The organism is Sulfurimonas sp. ST-27 (assembly GCF_048081595.1).
Taxonomy (GTDB): domain Bacteria; phylum Campylobacterota; class Campylobacteria; order Campylobacterales; family Sulfurimonadaceae; genus Sulfurimonas; species Sulfurimonas hydrogeniphila.
On record NZ_CP182226.1, the window covers coordinates 1,345,858 to 1,361,849 of the forward strand.

Consider the following 15,992-nt stretch of genomic DNA (forward strand, 5'->3'; position numbering starts at 1 on the left):
ATAATGTTGCTATAAAATATCTTCTTCACAGATATATCTGATTATCTCTTTTTTCAATTGCTTAAATTCAGCATTTTCTACATTTTCAAGAGTATACAGTAATCTGTCCAGTGATCTGTTTTTTCCCAAATAAGGTACAACTTTTTTCAAAAATTTCTCTTTATCCCCAATACTCTGCAACTCTTTTTTGATCCTTTTTTCTTTGTCCGTTCTTGTAGTATTTTTCAGTACCCGATACAGGTAAACTAAAAACAGTGCTGCAAATACTCCCGACAAAAAATAAACTGCTTTTTCCATCATAGTTGTCCTTTCCTTCTTTTTTGTTGTATCTTCAAACACAGCATCTTCCACATGTATCGCAAAAGCCTGTGTTGTTATCTCTTTTACTCTTTGCTCCTTGATGTCAAAATATTCTAAAGAAACAGAGGGAATTGTAAAGTTTTTATCCGAAACAATTTCAAAACTTTTTTGATAAATTTCTTCCTCTCCCTGGTGCAGTTTTTTTGTACTTTTTTCGTATACGGTTGCACCTGCTATACTTATGTTTATATCATCAAAATTATTGATATTGCCCTTGCCCTGCAGAGAGAGTGTGAATTGTACCGGCTGATTTTTTTGGACATATTTGACATTCACACTTGCATGAAGCTCATAAGAACCCATAACAGTAAGATTATTTGGAATTTTTTTCACTTCCAGGTTCAGAGCATTAGAATAAATATTTCGTTTTGCATATTTTGGGCTTGAGAGTTCTATTGCAGCTTTTATGGGATTTAAAACAAAAGTACCGCTTTTTTGGGCTATGATTTCATAGCGAAGCTCTTCGACCCATTCGCCTTTATCGTTTTTATACTCTTTGTCACTGATTTCCTGCAATGCAAAATCATTAAAACGGGGGGTCTCAACACTATAGTCTTCTACATCATCTTTACAGACAAGCCTTACATGTAACAGAAACTTTTCTCCTGCCATCGGCGTTATATTGCTGATGTTCATACTGAGTCTATAATCCGGTGAATGTGTTTGTGTGCGTTTTTTCACCTTTACATGTAAAGGCTGTGTCTTTTCAACCTTGCCGTCAACTTTGATACTAAAAGCAGGTAATGTAACATCTTCGGTCGGTGCCAAAGAGTAAATTTTAGTCACTTTGTCTGCTTTTTTCGCATGAATCAGCGTTGCCTCATGGAAAGTTCTTACATTTTGCACGATATACCCGTCTATATACTCTATCATTGGAAATGTAACATGAAAACCTTTTGCAACCACGCGAAACTCCAAAGTTTCTGTTTTGACAATCTCTTTGGGTGCAGTTGTTTGTACCCATGCATACAGTTCCAAAGGAATACAAAAGAGTAAAAAAATTATACTACCAAGGTTTTTTACTGTCACTGCTGCTCCTTTTTGTCCGGATTTTTTGCAAGAAAACAGGAGTTTTTTGTTTTTGTATTATTTTTATCCATTTTTCTTCCTCTGACAAAACCAGTTTTTGCAGTTTTATCTTGTATTTTGAACTGACTTTATAATCATTATTCATTTGTTCAAGCCTGTTTTTAAAACATACTTTTGCCGTGCCTCTGCTGAAAATCTTTTTGAGTTTTTTTCTTTTTTTAAGCTCCTGTGTAATTATCTGTAAATTCTTTTTTGTCTTATCAAAAACATGCAGTTGCAAAGAATGCTCAAACTGAGACTTTGCCAGTTCCAGTTTCCCTCTTTGTACATAACAGTTGCCGATATTGTGATAAATTTTTGCATTGAACAGTTTATCTTTGCCGAGTGCTTTTTTATAATACTTTATTGCCTGTAAATATTCATGTTTTTTATACAAAGCATTGGCAATATTATAATTAACTGCGCTTGTAGGCTTGAGCTTTTTATAACATTCTACCGCTTGCTCATACTGCTTTGTTGCATAAAAAGACTTTGCTTTTTGCAGTGTAATAAAATCGAAAGCACCCGCATTTACAGGAGTATTTAAAAAAGTCAGCTGCATCAGAGCAAACAACACTGTCAGTTTAACTGTATGCTTTTTTTTCAAGCCAAGTATAAAAACAAAATAGAGAATCAACAGTGCAAGCCCCAAAGGATACATAAACAGTTCCTGATACTGTTTCATATCATATGCATCAGCAGATATCTTTTGCGAACTCTTTTGTATGGCATTGAGAATTTTTTCTATGTCACCCTCTCCCCATTGATACTTTGTATAATACCCATGACTCTTTTGCACCATATTGTTCAAGGCATTATTTTTCCTGGATGCAAAATCAATGACATACAGCCTTAGATGATTTTTTCTAATATATGCAGTTTCATCCACTCTTGTGACATCTTCACCACCGTCACTCAGTAAAATTATATTTTTTGTTTTTTCCGTATGCAGCATTTTTTCACTTGCCTCAAATACTCCAAAGAGATTGGTGTTTGGCTCAAATTTTTGCTTTATCTGAGCGTTTTTAAGCATATAGGCAAGAGCCTGTGTATCTTCACTGAGAGGATAAAGCATATAGCTGTTTTTAGCGAACAGCAGTACCCCTGCATGTAAATGCTCTGCTTTTTCGATGAGTTTTACAAGTTTTTCTTTGGCTAAAGTGAAACGGCTCGGATAAATATCTGATGAGTTCATAGATTCTGAGACATCAAGTGCAATAACAGCCGAACTACTCATCTGTTTGATCACCGTATTTTGTTTCAGATATACAGGACGGGCAAGTGCGATTATCATCAAAAATATGACAAGTAAAAAATATCTGTAGCGCATGGAAGCTTGTATTAACTGAGGGTGTAATGTGAGTTGTCTGATCACTGCCTGAGAAAAAACAGTTTCAAGAATATTGTTGCTCTTTTTAAAAGAGAAAACAAAGAGTAATGCAGGAACAACCAAGAGGTACAGCACATAATCATATAAAAAGAACATTTACAACACCCCTCTCGTTTTTACATGTGCTACAAGCAAGATTGCGCATAACAACGAAAACAGAAGAAAATAAAAATATATATGCTCTTCTACATCTAAAGTATTGTACTCGAGTTCACTTTTTTGCAGCCTATCAATGCGTTTGTAGACTTTAAGTAAATCTTTTTTATTTTGCACTTCAAAGTTTTGTGCACCGTTTTTACTGGCAATAACCTTCATCATGTTGCTGTAACTTTTGTCTATGGTTATCGTATAAATTTTTATGCTGTATTTTTTTGCCAGTTTCAGTGCAAATGCAAGCGGAATTTTACTTGCAGAGTCTTCTCCGTCGCTCAACAGTATAATGATTTTTGACTTACTTTTTGCATTTTTCAAAAGCGTTACAGAGGAGACGAGAGCATCAATCAAAGCTGTGCTTTTTCCAATAACCCCCACTTCAATCTTGCCCACGATATTTTTTTGCGCCTCTTTGTCAAAACTCAGAGGAGAGGCTATAGCGGCTGTTGTACCAAAAATGACCAAACCTATTCTGTCTCTCTTTCTCATATCTATAAAACTTTTCACGACCTCTTTTACCACATCCAGTCTGCTTTGTTTGTAATTTTTTTCATTAAAACCATAAGTACTCATAGAACCGCTGGTATCAAGTGCCAGCACAATATCAACGGCATTGCTCCTGACTGCTTTTATTTTTTTCACTGCAACAGGATCGCTCAATGCAACAGTCATACATGTAATCATAGCCCATTTTAAAATTTCTCTTGCATAGTGTTTCTTCTTAACATGCGAGAGCAGTTGCAAAAAATGAGGCATATAGAAAGATTCTTTTTCCTGATTGAATAACAAAGTGCTCAAAACAAACAAAGGAAGCAGCAGCAAAAAAAAGGGATATGTAAAATGAAAGGAATTAAGCATAGAATTCTCTTAGCGTATCTAAAAAATTCTCTATTTCATGAGAGAGCTTTTGCGGTATCTGTAGAGATTTTTGTTGGTATTTATAGAGAAAAAGCTGTGAAATTATATGCTCAAGCTCTTTTTTCTGCTCTTGTGTTTTTGCCAGTTTTCTTCCGTAATAGGTAAAAAGATAGGCACTTTGTTTGACATTATAAAAATTTGAATGCAGCAGTATTTTCAAATAGCATGTTTCGTCTGTTTTATTTTTTTGCACTCTTTTTTTATAAAAATAAAAGAGTGCAAAAAACAGTATAAAAAAAAGCAGTATAAAAAACACTAACAGATACAAAGAGTTGTCCGGTACTGTTACAGGAGCAAAAATATCATTTATTTCATTCATGTTTTCTCCATAAGACCGATAATTTTTTCAGCCGGATCTTCATCTGTGTAAATTTTCACAAAACGGACTCCTGCTGTTTGCAGTTTTTTATACAGCATCTCATCATTTTGTACTATTTTTTTTCTATAGGAATGGAGCGTTTTTTTGTTAAGGCTTATCTCTGCACTCATACCCAAAGCCGGGTCGGTAATATGCAACTCTCCCAGTTCTGCAGGATTTTCTTCAAAACGGTCACGGACAATAATAAGTACAAGCTCATGTTTCAGACTCAATGCCATCAAATTTAAATCATGCGTATCAAAAAAATCTCCGATTAAGAACAGAATACTCTTTCTTTGAATTTGTCTGTAAAGAGCCTCTGTACTATACGAATAATCCAATGTTTTTCCAAGGACATCAAAACTCTCAACCTTTTCCAGCAGTCTTCGCACAGCAAAGAGCTGTTTTGTTTTTTGCGTACACAAAAAGAGTGTATCACTGCAGATATAGCTCTCAAAGGGATTGTTTTGCTTGACACAGCTGTAACTGAGTAATGCACAAATCTGAGTCAGTAAATCTTTTTTCAGTATTTTCGTTCCAAAATGAAGAGAACCGCATAAAAACGGAACAATCACTACATTGAGTTCTTTTTGCTGATGAAAAACTTTCACATAGGGTTTTGTAGTTTTTGCACTTATAATCCAGTCAATATGCCTTATATCATCTCCGCTTTCATACTCTCTGAGTTCTTGAAAATCATATCCCTCGCCTCTTTTTTTTGAAATATTTTCCCCTGCAATTTTACTAAAGACTTCTCTTTGTGTTTTGATAAGGATTAGTACAAGTTTTTTATTGGACTCCAAAAGTGTTTTCAGCATGCTGTTACGGTATTTCTATAGATTCTAGGATTGTTTGAATAATATCATCACTGCTTAACCCCTCTGCAATGGCGTCATAACTTAAAATGATACGGTGTCGCAATACATCTTTGATGCTCAGAGCAATATCTATAGGAGAGACAAAATCATTCCCTCTTAAATAGGCTCTTGCTTTGACGGCTTTGAGCATATTTATCGTTGCACGCGGACTTGCTCCAAAAGCTATATATCGTTCCAACGCTTCAAGACCGTATTTTTTCGGATCTCTTGTTGCAAAGATCAGTCTTACTATATAGGTACTCAACTCCTCTTCGATATAAACAGCCTTTACCTCTTCTTTCATCTCTTCGAGTTCACTGGCCAAAAGAACCGGTTCAATGGTTTCAAAAGTCTCATTTGCAGCTTTTTGTGCTATTAAATACTCTTCATCTTCTGTGTTATAACCGACAATTACTTTAAACATAAAGCGGTCTAACTGCGCTTCGGGCAAAGTATACGCGCCCTCCTGCTCAATCGGATTTTGTGTTGCAAGCACCAAAAACGGAGGTTCGATTTTAAAACTTTCATCACCAATTGTAACCTGTCTCTCTTGCATGACTTCCAAGAGTGCCGATTGTACTTTTGCAGGCGCTCTGTTTATTTCATCTGCCAAAAGCAAATTTGTAAAAACCGGACCGTGTTTAATTTTAAACTCTCCGGATTTGACATCATAAATCTCTGCTCCGATAATGTCTGACGGCAGTAAATCAGGAGTAAACTGCACACGTTTAAAATCCAGGCTCAATGCTTTTGACAAGGCATTGACAGCCGTTGTTTTTGCAAGACCGGGAACCCCTTCAAGCAATATATGTCCGTTTGTAATAAGTCCGATAAGCAGAGCATCAATCATATTTTCATGACCGATGACCCCTTTTGCTATTTCTTGTTTTAATAATTTTATCTTGTTTTTCATATATAAAGTGTAGTATTAGTTTGTAAAAGATATGTAAAATATATCTACAAAGGAGTTTTATTATGGACACAGATGAATTTTACCTCACAAACGAAGAAAAAAAAGCACTCAAAGAGATAGCAAAAGCAGCGCTTTATGAAGCTGTTATACATAACCGAAAAATTGCCCTCGATGAAGAGAAAGTACCTCCAAAATTCAAACTGCACCTCGGTGCTTTTGTCACACTTAAAGAAAACGGCAGACTCAGAGGCTGTATAGGACGATTTGAACCGGATGAGCCTCTTTATCAAGTCATTATAGATATGGCAATTTCCGCTTCACGGTATGACACCCGTTTTACCCCTGTCACAAAAGAAGAACTTGACAATATAGAGATTGAAATTTCAGTGCTTACACCGAGAAAAAAAGTCAATTCTGTTGATGATGTCATTGTCGGCAAACATGGAATATATATTGAATACGGCAATAAAAACGGTACCTATTTACCGCAAGTTGCAACAGATATGGGATGGGACAAAGAGCAGTTTGTCAGAAGCTGCTGCATTGAAAAAGCGGGAATTGCACCCGAGCATTGCAAGGATGCAACGCTGTATGTATATGAAGCGATAGTCTTTTAAGACTTCCTTCATCCTCTTTGGGACCTATTTTATTTCAAGCAGTCTTGAAAAATACTCTTGCGGATGTTTACACACAGGACATTTTTTCGGTGGTTTTTTTCCATAATGAACATGCCCGCACACTTCACATATCCATGCTTCTTCTTCATCACTTTCAAACTCATGTCCGGAAGTTAGACGTTCTAAAAGCATTTTATACATTTTCTCATGCTCAATTTCCACTTTGCCAATAGCCGTAAATAGTGCAGCTGCTTCTTTATCACCCTCTTCTTTGGCAATTTTTGCAAAATCAGGATACATATCAGAATTTTCATAATGCTCACCATTAATGGCATCTTGAAGATTTTCCATTGTCTTGCCAAAGCTCTCTTCACTGTTGTTTTTGAGTCTGTTATGCAGGGCAAATTCTAATTTTGCATGCTCTTTTTCATTGTTTGCCGCTCTTTGGAAATGGGCAGCTATATCTCGGTAACCTTCTTTTTGTGCTACTTTTGCATAAAATTCGTATTTGTTTCGGGCTTGAGATTCTCCGGCAAACGCTTTCATAAGATTGACTAAAGTAAGATTTTGCGTAATCATCTCCATTGCCACGCCACAACAATGCAGTTCTCCTCCTCCGACTGCCTGTATTTCTACAATATTTCCACATTTGTTACATCTATACGTTTCATACTTTCTCATAGCAACACCTTTATATTGAAATTTTCCATCATTATTGCACATAGAAACTTAAGGACAGCTCTCAAAACCCTGATAAATAAAAAACAGACTCTCCATTCAGAACAATATTATTATATTTTCAGTACAATAAATATATTTTTTAATTTTTACAAGGATTTTGACACCATGAGTTTTTTAAAAGAGTACGATGAAGAAGTTTATAACTTGTGCGAAAAAGAGTTAGAGAGACAGACTAACCATCTGGAAATGATAGCAAGTGAAAACTTCACACTTCCGGCAGTAATGGAAGCTATGGGTTCGGTTTTTACAAACAAATATGCTGAAGGGTATCCGGCAAAACGCTACTATGGCGGATGTGAATATGCTGACAGCGTAGAACAGCTGGCTATAGACAGAGCATGTAAACTTTTTGGGTGCAAATATGCAAATGTACAGCCACATTCAGGATCACAGGCAAACGGAGCTGTTTATGCGGCACTTTTAAAAGCAGGTGACAAACTTTTAGGTATGGACCTGAGCCATGGCGGACACTTGACACATGGTTCCAAACCAAGTTTTTCAGGGAAAAACTACTCCAGTTTCACCTATGGTGTTGAACTTGACGGACGTATTAACTATGACAGAGTTTTAGATATCGCTAAAATTGTACAGCCTAAAATCATCGTATGCGGGGCTTCTGCATATGCCCGTGAAATTGATTTTAAGAAATTTCGTGAAATTGCCGATGAAGTCGGTGCAATTCTTTTTGCAGATATCGCACACATTGCAGGTTTGGTAGCCGCAGGTGAGCATCCTAGTCCATTCCCTCATGCACATGTAGTTACAACAACTACACACAAAACACTTGCAGGACCTCGCGGCGGTATGATAATGACAGATGATGAGGATATAGCAAAGAAGATAAACTCTGCTATTTTCCCGGCTCTTCAAGGCGGACCGCTTGTACATGTAATCGCTGCAAAAGCAGTTGGTTTTAAACACAATCTTACACCAGAGTGGAAAGATTATGCGAAACAGGTAAAGAAAAATGCTTCTGTATTGGCTGATGTACTTATGAAACGCGGCTATGATGTCGTAAGCGGCGGAACAGACAATCACTTAGTGCTTGTCAGTTTTGTAGGCAAAGAGATCTCCGGAAAAGATGCTGATGCAGCTCTGGGAAATGCAGGGATCACTGTCAATAAAAACACTGTTCCCGGAGAGACACGAAGTCCTTTCGTAACATCAGGTATTCGTATCGGTTCACCGGCACTTACATCTCGCGGTATGAAAGAAAAAGAGTTTGAACTCATCGCAAATAAAATGGCAGATGTTTTGGATGATATCAACAATACTGAACTTCAGGCAAAAATAAAAGAAGAACTCAAAGAACTTGCACAAAATTTTGTAATATACAACCAACCAACATATTAAGGTTCCCACATGACTGCCATGGATTTAAAACTTATAAAAATGGTAAGTGACCACTACTGGATCAAAAGAGATACGGTAGTGAACAAAATCACTTTTAAAGGGCGTACTTTTTACAATAAATTTGAAAAAGTCAATGCGCCTTTAAACCAGTCTGTGATTAACAAACATATAAAAGGTGAAATAACTGTAGCCCATTCGATTGTGGACAAAAAAGGGATTGTTGAAAATATAGTTATTGATTATAACGGCAGAGATCCTGAAAGATTTTATCACAAAGCACAGCTTCTTTTGCGAGAAGAAGGTTTTATTAACTTTACAGCCTATGAAACAAAGACCAAAGGGCATTTGCATCTCTATATTCACAAAGGGCATACTACACTGCAAGAAGCGATACAGCTTGGCAAAATGATCAGTATGAAACTGGCTGCAAAACAGCCAAAGCAGTGGAGAATGTTTCCGACAAATGATTTGCCTGATGAATACAACATTTTGACACTTCCTTATGAAGTCTATGCAAAAGAGAGAGGCGCTTCGTGGTCGAAGCATATGTGATTTTGTTCTTTAGGTTATTTTTGGTATCATAGAACAAATAAAAGATTGAGGGTATAATAGTATGAATGATAAGAATGAACTAAGTGATATTGTCCTGAATAAAAACGGCTCTTCCAGCTCAAATAAAAAAATAATTCTCGCTGTTGCAACATTGGGAATTATTCTCATAGTAGTTGTAATGCTTATGAATTCACTTAATTCCAAGGGGACAGACAATTTGCCTCAAGCTATACTGCCGCCGGAACCTCAAGCCAAAACTCTTGCACAGGAAACACCTGAAGAACCTCTTTTTGAAGAAGTGGATGTCATACAGGAAAATAATTCTGTTGATGAAGATTTAGATAAAATCGCACAAAAACTCAAACAAGAAAGTAAACAAGAACATAAAACAGTTGCTGCACCACAGAAAAAAGTAGTGACTCAAACCAAAAAAGTGACACAAAAACCTCAGATAAAACAGAAACCTCATGGAACATCAAAGGTAAAGTATTATATACAGGTGGGGTCTTTTTCAAAATATGAACCAAATAAAAAATTCCTAAAATCTATTACGAATTTAGGCTATAAATATAGATATCATAAAGTTACAGTCAATTCAAAAACACTTAACAAAGTATTGATTGGACCATTTAAAACACAAAAAGAAGCAAATAATGCTAAACGTGTTATTCGTGCCAAAATTGAGCCGGGTGCATTTTTAGTAAAATTATAATTTTACAAGGGTAATCTTGATATATTCTAAACAATTTACACAAGATCAGCTGGCACCTATTGCCGTTTATTCAAAACTAAAAGAGTTTTTCAAAGAGGAGGTCTCCTACCTTTTTGAAAGTGCCGGACAAAGTGAGGGGAACTACAGTTTTATCTGTATAGGTGCGAGAGAACGCTTACAGTTTATAGACGACAAAACAGTCTATACAGACAAAAACGGTACAAAACATATTAAAAAAGAAAATCCTTTTTCCTTTTTAAAAGAGTATTATAAAAATATAGATACAGACGAATATAAAAATGCCACAAAAAAACTAAATGTCGGTTATGTGGATGGATTTATCGGCTATATCGGTTATGATATGGTAAAAGTCTTTGAGCCAAAACTTCGATCATTCATGGACAACCTCAAAGACGAATTGAACACTCCGGACTTAGACCTGATTTTACCAAAACTTGTCCTTGTCTATTCCCATAAAAATCATCAGATTACACTTATTTCGACACTCAAAGAGTACAGTGAAAAATTTCAAGCCATTGAAAATGATTTAAAAGGCACATATACTTACAAACACAGAGTCTTCAACATTGGAGAGGACAAAGGAAGCTTTGCCCATACAAAAGAAAAATTCTTTGCCATGATAGACAAATCAAAGGAGATGATTAAAAGCGGTGATGTTTTTCAAATTTTGATGACAAATCGTTTCACCAGACATATAAAAGTGCACCCTTTTAGTTTTTATCGTATTCTTCGTACAAAAAATCCCTCCCCTTATATGTTTTTAATGGAGTATGAAAATTTCAGTATCGTCGGCTCATCGCCTGAAGTTATGGTGAGACTCACAGATACACAATTGCTTCTTCGCCCAATTGCCGGTACAAGAAAACGCGGAACTACAAAACAAAAAGACAAAGAACTTGAAAAAGAACTGCTCGCAGACCCAAAAGAGTTGGCTGAACATTTAATGCTTATAGATCTTGGCAGAAACGATGTCGGTCGGGTTGCCAAAACCGGTACAGTCAAAGTGGAAGATATTATGCATATAGAGCGTTTTTCACATGTTATGCATATTGTTTCTGATGTAGTAGCAACTCTTGACGATGACAAAGATATGTTTGATCTGTTTATGGCAACATTTACAGCAGGTACTATGACCGGTGCTCCAAAAATTCGTGCTATGGAACTTATAGCCGAATATGAAGGCTTAAAACGCGGTTTTTACAGCGGCAGTGTCGGATACTTCGGGTTTGACGGAAATATGGACAGTGCAATTGCCATACGAACAGCCCTTGTAAAAGAAGACAAGGTAGTTCTTCAGGCAGGTGCAGGCATAGTTGCAGACAGTATAAAAGAACTGGAGTATCTTGAAGTAAACAATAAACTGGGTGCGCTCATTCACTCACTTGAAGATTTAGATAAAAAAGACTAAAAGAGATACAATGCATAAACTTTTCTCCATCTTTGGAAATCCTGTTTCACACTCCCGCAGTCCTCTGATGCACAACAGCGTTTTCAAAAATCTTAATTACAATGCCTGCTATACACGCACGTTTCTCAAAGATGGCAACAAACTCAAAGAAACCTTTTTTTCTCTGGGCCTGAGCGGTGCCAATGTCACAGTACCACACAAAGAGAGCGCCTATGCTGCCTGTGATGAAGTTCGGGGCTTTGCAAAAAAAATCGGAGTTGTCAATACACTTATAAATGAAAACGGAAAACTTATCGGCTACAATACAGATGCTGATGGCTTTATGTATGCCATAAATGAGTTTCAAAATATACAAAATATTTTGGTACTTGGTGCAGGCGGCACAGCAAAAGCTCTTGTACAAAAATTTTTAGAAGAAGGTTTACATGTAAGCATACTCAACCGAAGCAAGGCACGCCTTACATACTTTGAAAAACTTGACTGTGAATGTTATACATGGGGAAATTTTCAGCCCAGTCATTATGACTTGGTTATAAATACAACAAGTGCCGGTCTCAAAGATGAAAATCTGCCTGCACCAAAAGAGATGATTGAAGCTGCTTTGCAAAATACTCGCTATGTTGCAGATGCCATATATGGCAGAATTACTCCCTTTTTACAACTTGCCAAGGAAAAAGGTCTTACATGTAAAGACGGTGCAGACATGCTTTTAGGACAGGGAGTTTTGGCAAATGAACTTTTTTGCAACTTTGAACTTGACAAAGAAGCCATAAAAAAGGAGATGCAAAAAAGTTTTCTTTACTAACGAGAAAAGCTAAAACCTATAGAAAGTTTTGTGATATCTTTGTTGTAATCTATTAAAGACTCTACATATCCACTAAAAAGTTTTATATACAGATATGATTTGTCTTTTCGTAAAGGGTAAGAATAGGTCGCTTCAACCGCTCCTCTCATACTGTCTATATTCCCTCGTGCCATCAGACTAAACATATGTTTATTATAAAAATAGGTAAATTTTACCTTTGTATACCCTAAATATTTCATTAAATCAGGATTATCACTTAAATTTGCACTTCCCGGGAAAGGTACCAAAAGTGTTAAGTCTGTAATAAGCGTACTGTGTTGCAATCGCAATGTTGTATAAAAATAATTTATACTTTTAGAGAGATTAAAACCATTAAATTCTGGTATATACTCTGTATTCGGCTGTCCGTTTGATTTATGTGCAATAGCAAATTTTAATGATCGCATTTGAAATATTGAGCTTTTGTCACTAATGGGAAAAACAACAAATCCTTCAGGGTTATATAAGTTTTCTCTAAAAGGAGAAGATGTAACATATATCTGCCAAAAAGCCTGTTGCGTATATGCCAAAGAGTATTTTTCCCCTAAACCAAAAATATTTTTAAAAACTTGCAATTGCAAGCTCACTTGGATTTCAGCTTCAAACTTATCATATGGCACAATATCGAGTTTATGATTTATATACTTCTTATTTGCAGCACCAAAAGGTAAAAGGTAATTTGCTTTATAGGGACGAAGACCAAAAGAGTTATCAAGCCATTTTTGCATATTTTCTTTTGAAGTATCATTTGTAATATTTTCAATATTTATTTTACTTTTTGTTGCATCAGAGATTTGTTCTGCCTGGAGCACCGTTACTATTAAAATCACATATAAAAATAATCTCATCTACACCCTTACTCTATCTTCTAACGCTCTCGTTAATGAAAGCAAATCTATATTTTCCAAACTGACTCCTGTCGGGACACCCTGTGCTATTTTAGAAAAATTCAAATCATATATACCAAGTTTGTCTTCTATATACAGAATGACGGCATCATTTGCTATTGAGGGCGTAAGCGCAAACAACACTTCTCTTATTCCATTTTGTACAATAGTTTCCAGATGTGTCATACTTAACTCTTCGAGTGATTCCAAAACAAAGTATTTTCCGTCAAACAGGCCATTTTCTTCCAAAAGCAAAATATCTTTAGCATTTTCAACTATGCACAATAAAGATGTGTCGCGTGTCTCGTCACAGCAGATATGACACAGTTCATCTTCGCTCATACCACCACACTCTTTGCATTTTTTCAGACTCCCCAGGGCATCTTCAATAGCATGTGCTATTTTCATCCCTGCAAATGTATCGTTCATAATCATATGATACGCCAGTCTTGTCGCCGACTTTTTTCCTATACTCGGCAATTCACCGAGTGCATCAACAAGCCTGTTAAATTTTTCCAAGGAGCTGTTCATTCATTCACTTCTTTTTTATTTGGCATAAATAGCCATAACTGCAATGGTGATTGTAGTTTTCCGGCAATTTGCAATGCATCCTCTCCACTGCCTAAAAACAGATCTGCCCGTACAGGACCTTTGACAGCCCCACCCGTATCTTGGGCAAAAACGATATTATTAAATTTTTCTTTTCCGAAATTTGATGACAAGTATAGCATATTTCCCAACGAAATATATTTTTTATCAACTGCAATAGAACTTTTCTCTCGAAGTTGTAACCCTAATGCACCTGTTGCACCTTTGTCTCTTTTTGTAAAAAAGACCAAAGAGGGATTATAATCAAGTATTTCATCGATCTGAGAGGGATGTTCCTCCAACCATTTACGGATACTCTGCAAAGAGATGTTTTGCAAAGAAATTTCTCCTTTTTGCACCAAATACTTTCCTATTGATTTATATTTATAGCCATTTTGGTTTTCATACCCTATATACATCGTCGAATTATCATCCAAGATTACCTTTCCTGAGCCCTGTACCTGTAGAAAAAATCTGTCTATTTTAGAATCACAGTAGCAAATGACCGAGGCATTTAAATCATGAAGCTTTGCTTCTTTGCGGCTGTAATAAGGAACCAGTCTGTTATTTTGTATCTTTCCTCGAAGCCTGTAGTTTTTGAGTTCGGGATATATAGAACTCAGATCTACAACAACCAGATCCTTCGGTGTTGCATAAATCGGGTATTTGTAGGTATCGCTCTTATGAAAAGAACCGTGTATCCGTGCTTCATAGTACCCGGTTAACAATCCCTCTTTATTTCCACTTTTATCAGCTATTGAGTAAGGGGTGAAGTTATTAAGCAAAAACTGTTTTGCATCTGTTACATGTAAGGCTTTTTGACATAAATTTTTATAGATTTTTTGTCCCTGTGTACTTTTACAGTTATTTGTAAAATTATTTAAGAATTCATCATAATTTTGTTCTTGAAATCCGGGAAGTTTTGAAAAAGATGTTTTGGTAAAATTTACATTTTTTATTTTGCTTGGCTGTGGCGACTGTGTATGTTTGTTGCACCCTAAAAAAAGTGTCATCATCAGGAAAAAAAGAGTTGTTTGTTTCATAAACAGTATTATATCATCTAATTATTTTTTTTTAAACTACAAAATGGGTATAATTTCAAAAAAATATTTAAATAGGATTTTATTATAATGGAACACTTAAGCTATTATGAGATTTTAGAAGTATCACAAAATGCAGATAAGGCAACTATCAAAAAAGCTTACCGAACTTTGGCAAAAAAATATCATCCGGATAAAAACTCTGGGGATAAAGAGGCAGAACACAAATTTAAGCTTATTAATGAAGCCTATCAGTGTTTGAGCAATGACCAGCAACGCAGTATTTATGACCGTTATGGCAAGGAAGGTCTCCAGGGAATGGGTGGCGGCAGTCGATCTTCTTCAAGTTTTGATGATTTGGGGTCTATGTTCGAAGAGATGTTCAGCGGATTTGGCGGCGGACGCACAAGACGCCAAAATCCTGCCGATATGGACAAATATCCGCTTGACATGAATGTCGATATTGTTATTGACTTTAACGAGGCTGTATTTGGCTGTGAAAAAGAGATAAAATACACCTATAAAAAAGCCTGTGAATCATGTAAAGGTACAGGAGCAAAAGACGGCAAACTCTCAACATGTCCGCAGTGTAAAGGACAGGGGCAAATCTATATGAAACAGGGCTTTATGACCTTTTCTCAAACCTGTCCGGTATGTAACGGAACAGGTACCTCAGCAACAGACAAATGTAGAAAATGCCATGGCAAGGGGTATGAAGAGGTAAAAGAGACTATTACCATCTCTGTGCCAAAAGGTATTGACAGCGGGAACCGCTTACGCGTTTCAGGAAAAGGAAATATCGGCAAAAAAGGAAACCGTGGCGATCTTTATGTAACATTTGAAGTCAAACCTGACAAACATTTTATAAGAGATGACAATGATGTATATATTGAAATTCCGGTATTTTTCACGCAAGCTGTTAAAGGAGACACCCTGACAATACCTTCTTTAACAGGCGAACTTGAACTAAAACTTGACATCGGAACAAAAGACAAACAACGGTATGTCTTTAGAGGTGAAGGGATAGAAGATGTCCATGGACACGGAAAAGGTGATTTAATCGCTGTGATCAACATCCAGTATCCTAAAAAACTGACTGATGAACAAAAAGAACTTTTAGACAAAATTCAAGACTCTTTTGGCATAGAATCAAAACCTCATGAAGGTATTTTGGATTCAGTGATAGACAAAATGAAAAACTGGTTTAAGTAA

The 15,992-nt window shown here is 36.2% G+C and carries 17 protein-coding genes; 7 read left to right on the plus strand and 10 right to left on the minus strand.

Annotation, left to right across the window (positions count from 1 at the left end; translation table 11 throughout):
* Positions 1-9 precede the first annotated feature (9 nt).
* The 6 genes from ACM66U_RS07120 to ACM66U_RS07145 all read right to left on the minus strand — a co-directional run bounded on the left by ACM66U_RS07120 (position 10) and on the right by ACM66U_RS07145 (position 6,017).
* Positions 10-1,389, minus strand: coding sequence for a BatD family protein (locus tag ACM66U_RS07120; RefSeq protein ID WP_418640415.1), 1,380 nt, complete (start codon positions 1,387-1,389; stop codon positions 10-12).
* A complete protein-coding gene (locus tag ACM66U_RS07125) occupies positions 1,367-2,914 on the minus strand; it encodes a vWA domain-containing protein (protein WP_418640416.1) in 1,548 nt (515 codons plus the stop codon). Before ACM66U_RS07125 ends, ACM66U_RS07120 begins: the two co-directional genes overlap by 23 nt.
* Positions 2,915-3,727 (minus strand): vWA domain-containing protein, encoded by an 813-nt coding sequence (locus ACM66U_RS07130; protein ID WP_418640417.1) that lies wholly within the window; start codon positions 3,725-3,727, stop codon positions 2,915-2,917.
* A gap of 94 nt (positions 3,728-3,821) precedes the next feature.
* Entirely contained in the window at positions 3,822-4,208 is a 387-nt protein-coding gene (locus tag ACM66U_RS07135; protein ID WP_151900124.1) for a hypothetical protein, read from the minus strand.
* Entirely contained in the window at positions 4,205-5,065 is an 861-nt protein-coding gene (locus ACM66U_RS07140) for a DUF58 domain-containing protein (RefSeq protein ID WP_418640418.1), read from the minus strand. Before ACM66U_RS07140 ends, ACM66U_RS07135 begins: the two co-directional genes overlap by 4 nt.
* Before the next feature lie 4 nt (positions 5,066-5,069).
* Positions 5,070-6,017: an AAA family ATPase gene (locus ACM66U_RS07145; protein WP_151900122.1), complete on the minus strand. Its 948-nt coding sequence runs from the start codon at positions 6,015-6,017 to the stop codon at positions 5,070-5,072.
* Between the two features lie 62 nt (positions 6,018-6,079).
* Here ACM66U_RS07145 and amrA point away from each other — a divergent pair, with 62 nt between their 5' ends.
* Entirely contained in the window at positions 6,080-6,634 is a 555-nt protein-coding gene (gene amrA / locus ACM66U_RS07150) for an AmmeMemoRadiSam system protein A (protein ID WP_346388870.1), read from the plus strand.
* 24 nt (positions 6,635-6,658) lie between these two features.
* Here amrA and rbr read toward each other — a convergent pair whose 3' ends face one another.
* Positions 6,659-7,315, minus strand: coding sequence for a rubrerythrin (rbr, locus tag ACM66U_RS07155; RefSeq protein WP_151900120.1), 657 nt, complete (start codon positions 7,313-7,315; stop codon positions 6,659-6,661).
* A 165-nt stretch (positions 7,316-7,480) separates the two neighbouring features.
* Between rbr and ACM66U_RS07160 the strand changes: the two genes are divergently transcribed.
* The 5 genes from ACM66U_RS07160 to ACM66U_RS07180 all read left to right on the plus strand — a co-directional run bounded on the left by ACM66U_RS07160 (position 7,481) and on the right by ACM66U_RS07180 (position 12,226).
* On the plus strand, positions 7,481-8,728 hold the full coding sequence (locus ACM66U_RS07160; protein WP_151900119.1) for a serine hydroxymethyltransferase: 1,248 nt from the start codon (positions 7,481-7,483) through the stop codon (positions 8,726-8,728).
* A gap of 9 nt (positions 8,729-8,737) precedes the next feature.
* Positions 8,738-9,280, plus strand: a complete 543-nt coding sequence (locus ACM66U_RS07165) for a DUF1882 domain-containing protein (protein ID WP_151900118.1) — start codon at positions 8,738-8,740, stop codon at positions 9,278-9,280.
* Positions 9,281-9,341: 61 nt separating this feature from the next.
* Positions 9,342-9,992, plus strand: coding sequence for an SPOR domain-containing protein (locus ACM66U_RS07170; RefSeq protein WP_346388871.1), 651 nt, complete (start codon positions 9,342-9,344; stop codon positions 9,990-9,992).
* Positions 9,993-10,008: 16 nt separating this feature from the next.
* The gene (locus tag ACM66U_RS07175; protein ID WP_418640419.1) at positions 10,009-11,421 is read left to right on the plus strand and encodes an anthranilate synthase component I family protein; all 1,413 of its coding nucleotides are present in this window, start codon (positions 10,009-10,011) and stop codon (positions 11,419-11,421) included.
* A 10-nt stretch (positions 11,422-11,431) separates the two neighbouring features.
* Positions 11,432-12,226: a shikimate dehydrogenase gene (locus ACM66U_RS07180; protein ID WP_418640420.1), complete on the plus strand. Its 795-nt coding sequence runs from the start codon at positions 11,432-11,434 to the stop codon at positions 12,224-12,226.
* Here the strand turns inward: ACM66U_RS07180 and ACM66U_RS07185 are convergent.
* The 3 genes from ACM66U_RS07185 to ACM66U_RS07195 are packed head-to-tail and all read right to left on the minus strand — an operon-like array spanning position 12,223 to position 14,783.
* Positions 12,223-13,113, minus strand: a complete 891-nt coding sequence (locus ACM66U_RS07185) for a phospholipase A (RefSeq protein ID WP_418640421.1) — start codon at positions 13,111-13,113, stop codon at positions 12,223-12,225. The two genes, ACM66U_RS07180 and ACM66U_RS07185, sit on opposite strands and share 4 nt — an antisense overlap.
* Positions 13,114-13,683 carry a recombination mediator RecR gene (gene recR / locus ACM66U_RS07190; protein ID WP_151900113.1) on the minus strand — a complete coding sequence of 190 codons (570 nt, stop codon included), beginning with the start codon at positions 13,681-13,683 and terminating at the stop codon, positions 13,114-13,116.
* A complete protein-coding gene (locus ACM66U_RS07195; RefSeq protein WP_418640422.1) occupies positions 13,680-14,783 on the minus strand; it encodes a murein transglycosylase A in 1,104 nt (367 codons plus the stop codon). Before ACM66U_RS07195 ends, recR begins: the two co-directional genes overlap by 4 nt.
* 87 nt (positions 14,784-14,870) lie before the next feature.
* Here ACM66U_RS07195 and dnaJ point away from each other — a divergent pair, with 87 nt between their 5' ends.
* Positions 14,871-15,992 carry a molecular chaperone DnaJ gene (gene dnaJ, locus ACM66U_RS07200; RefSeq protein WP_151900112.1) on the plus strand — a complete coding sequence of 374 codons (1,122 nt, stop codon included), beginning with the start codon at positions 14,871-14,873 and terminating at the stop codon, positions 15,990-15,992.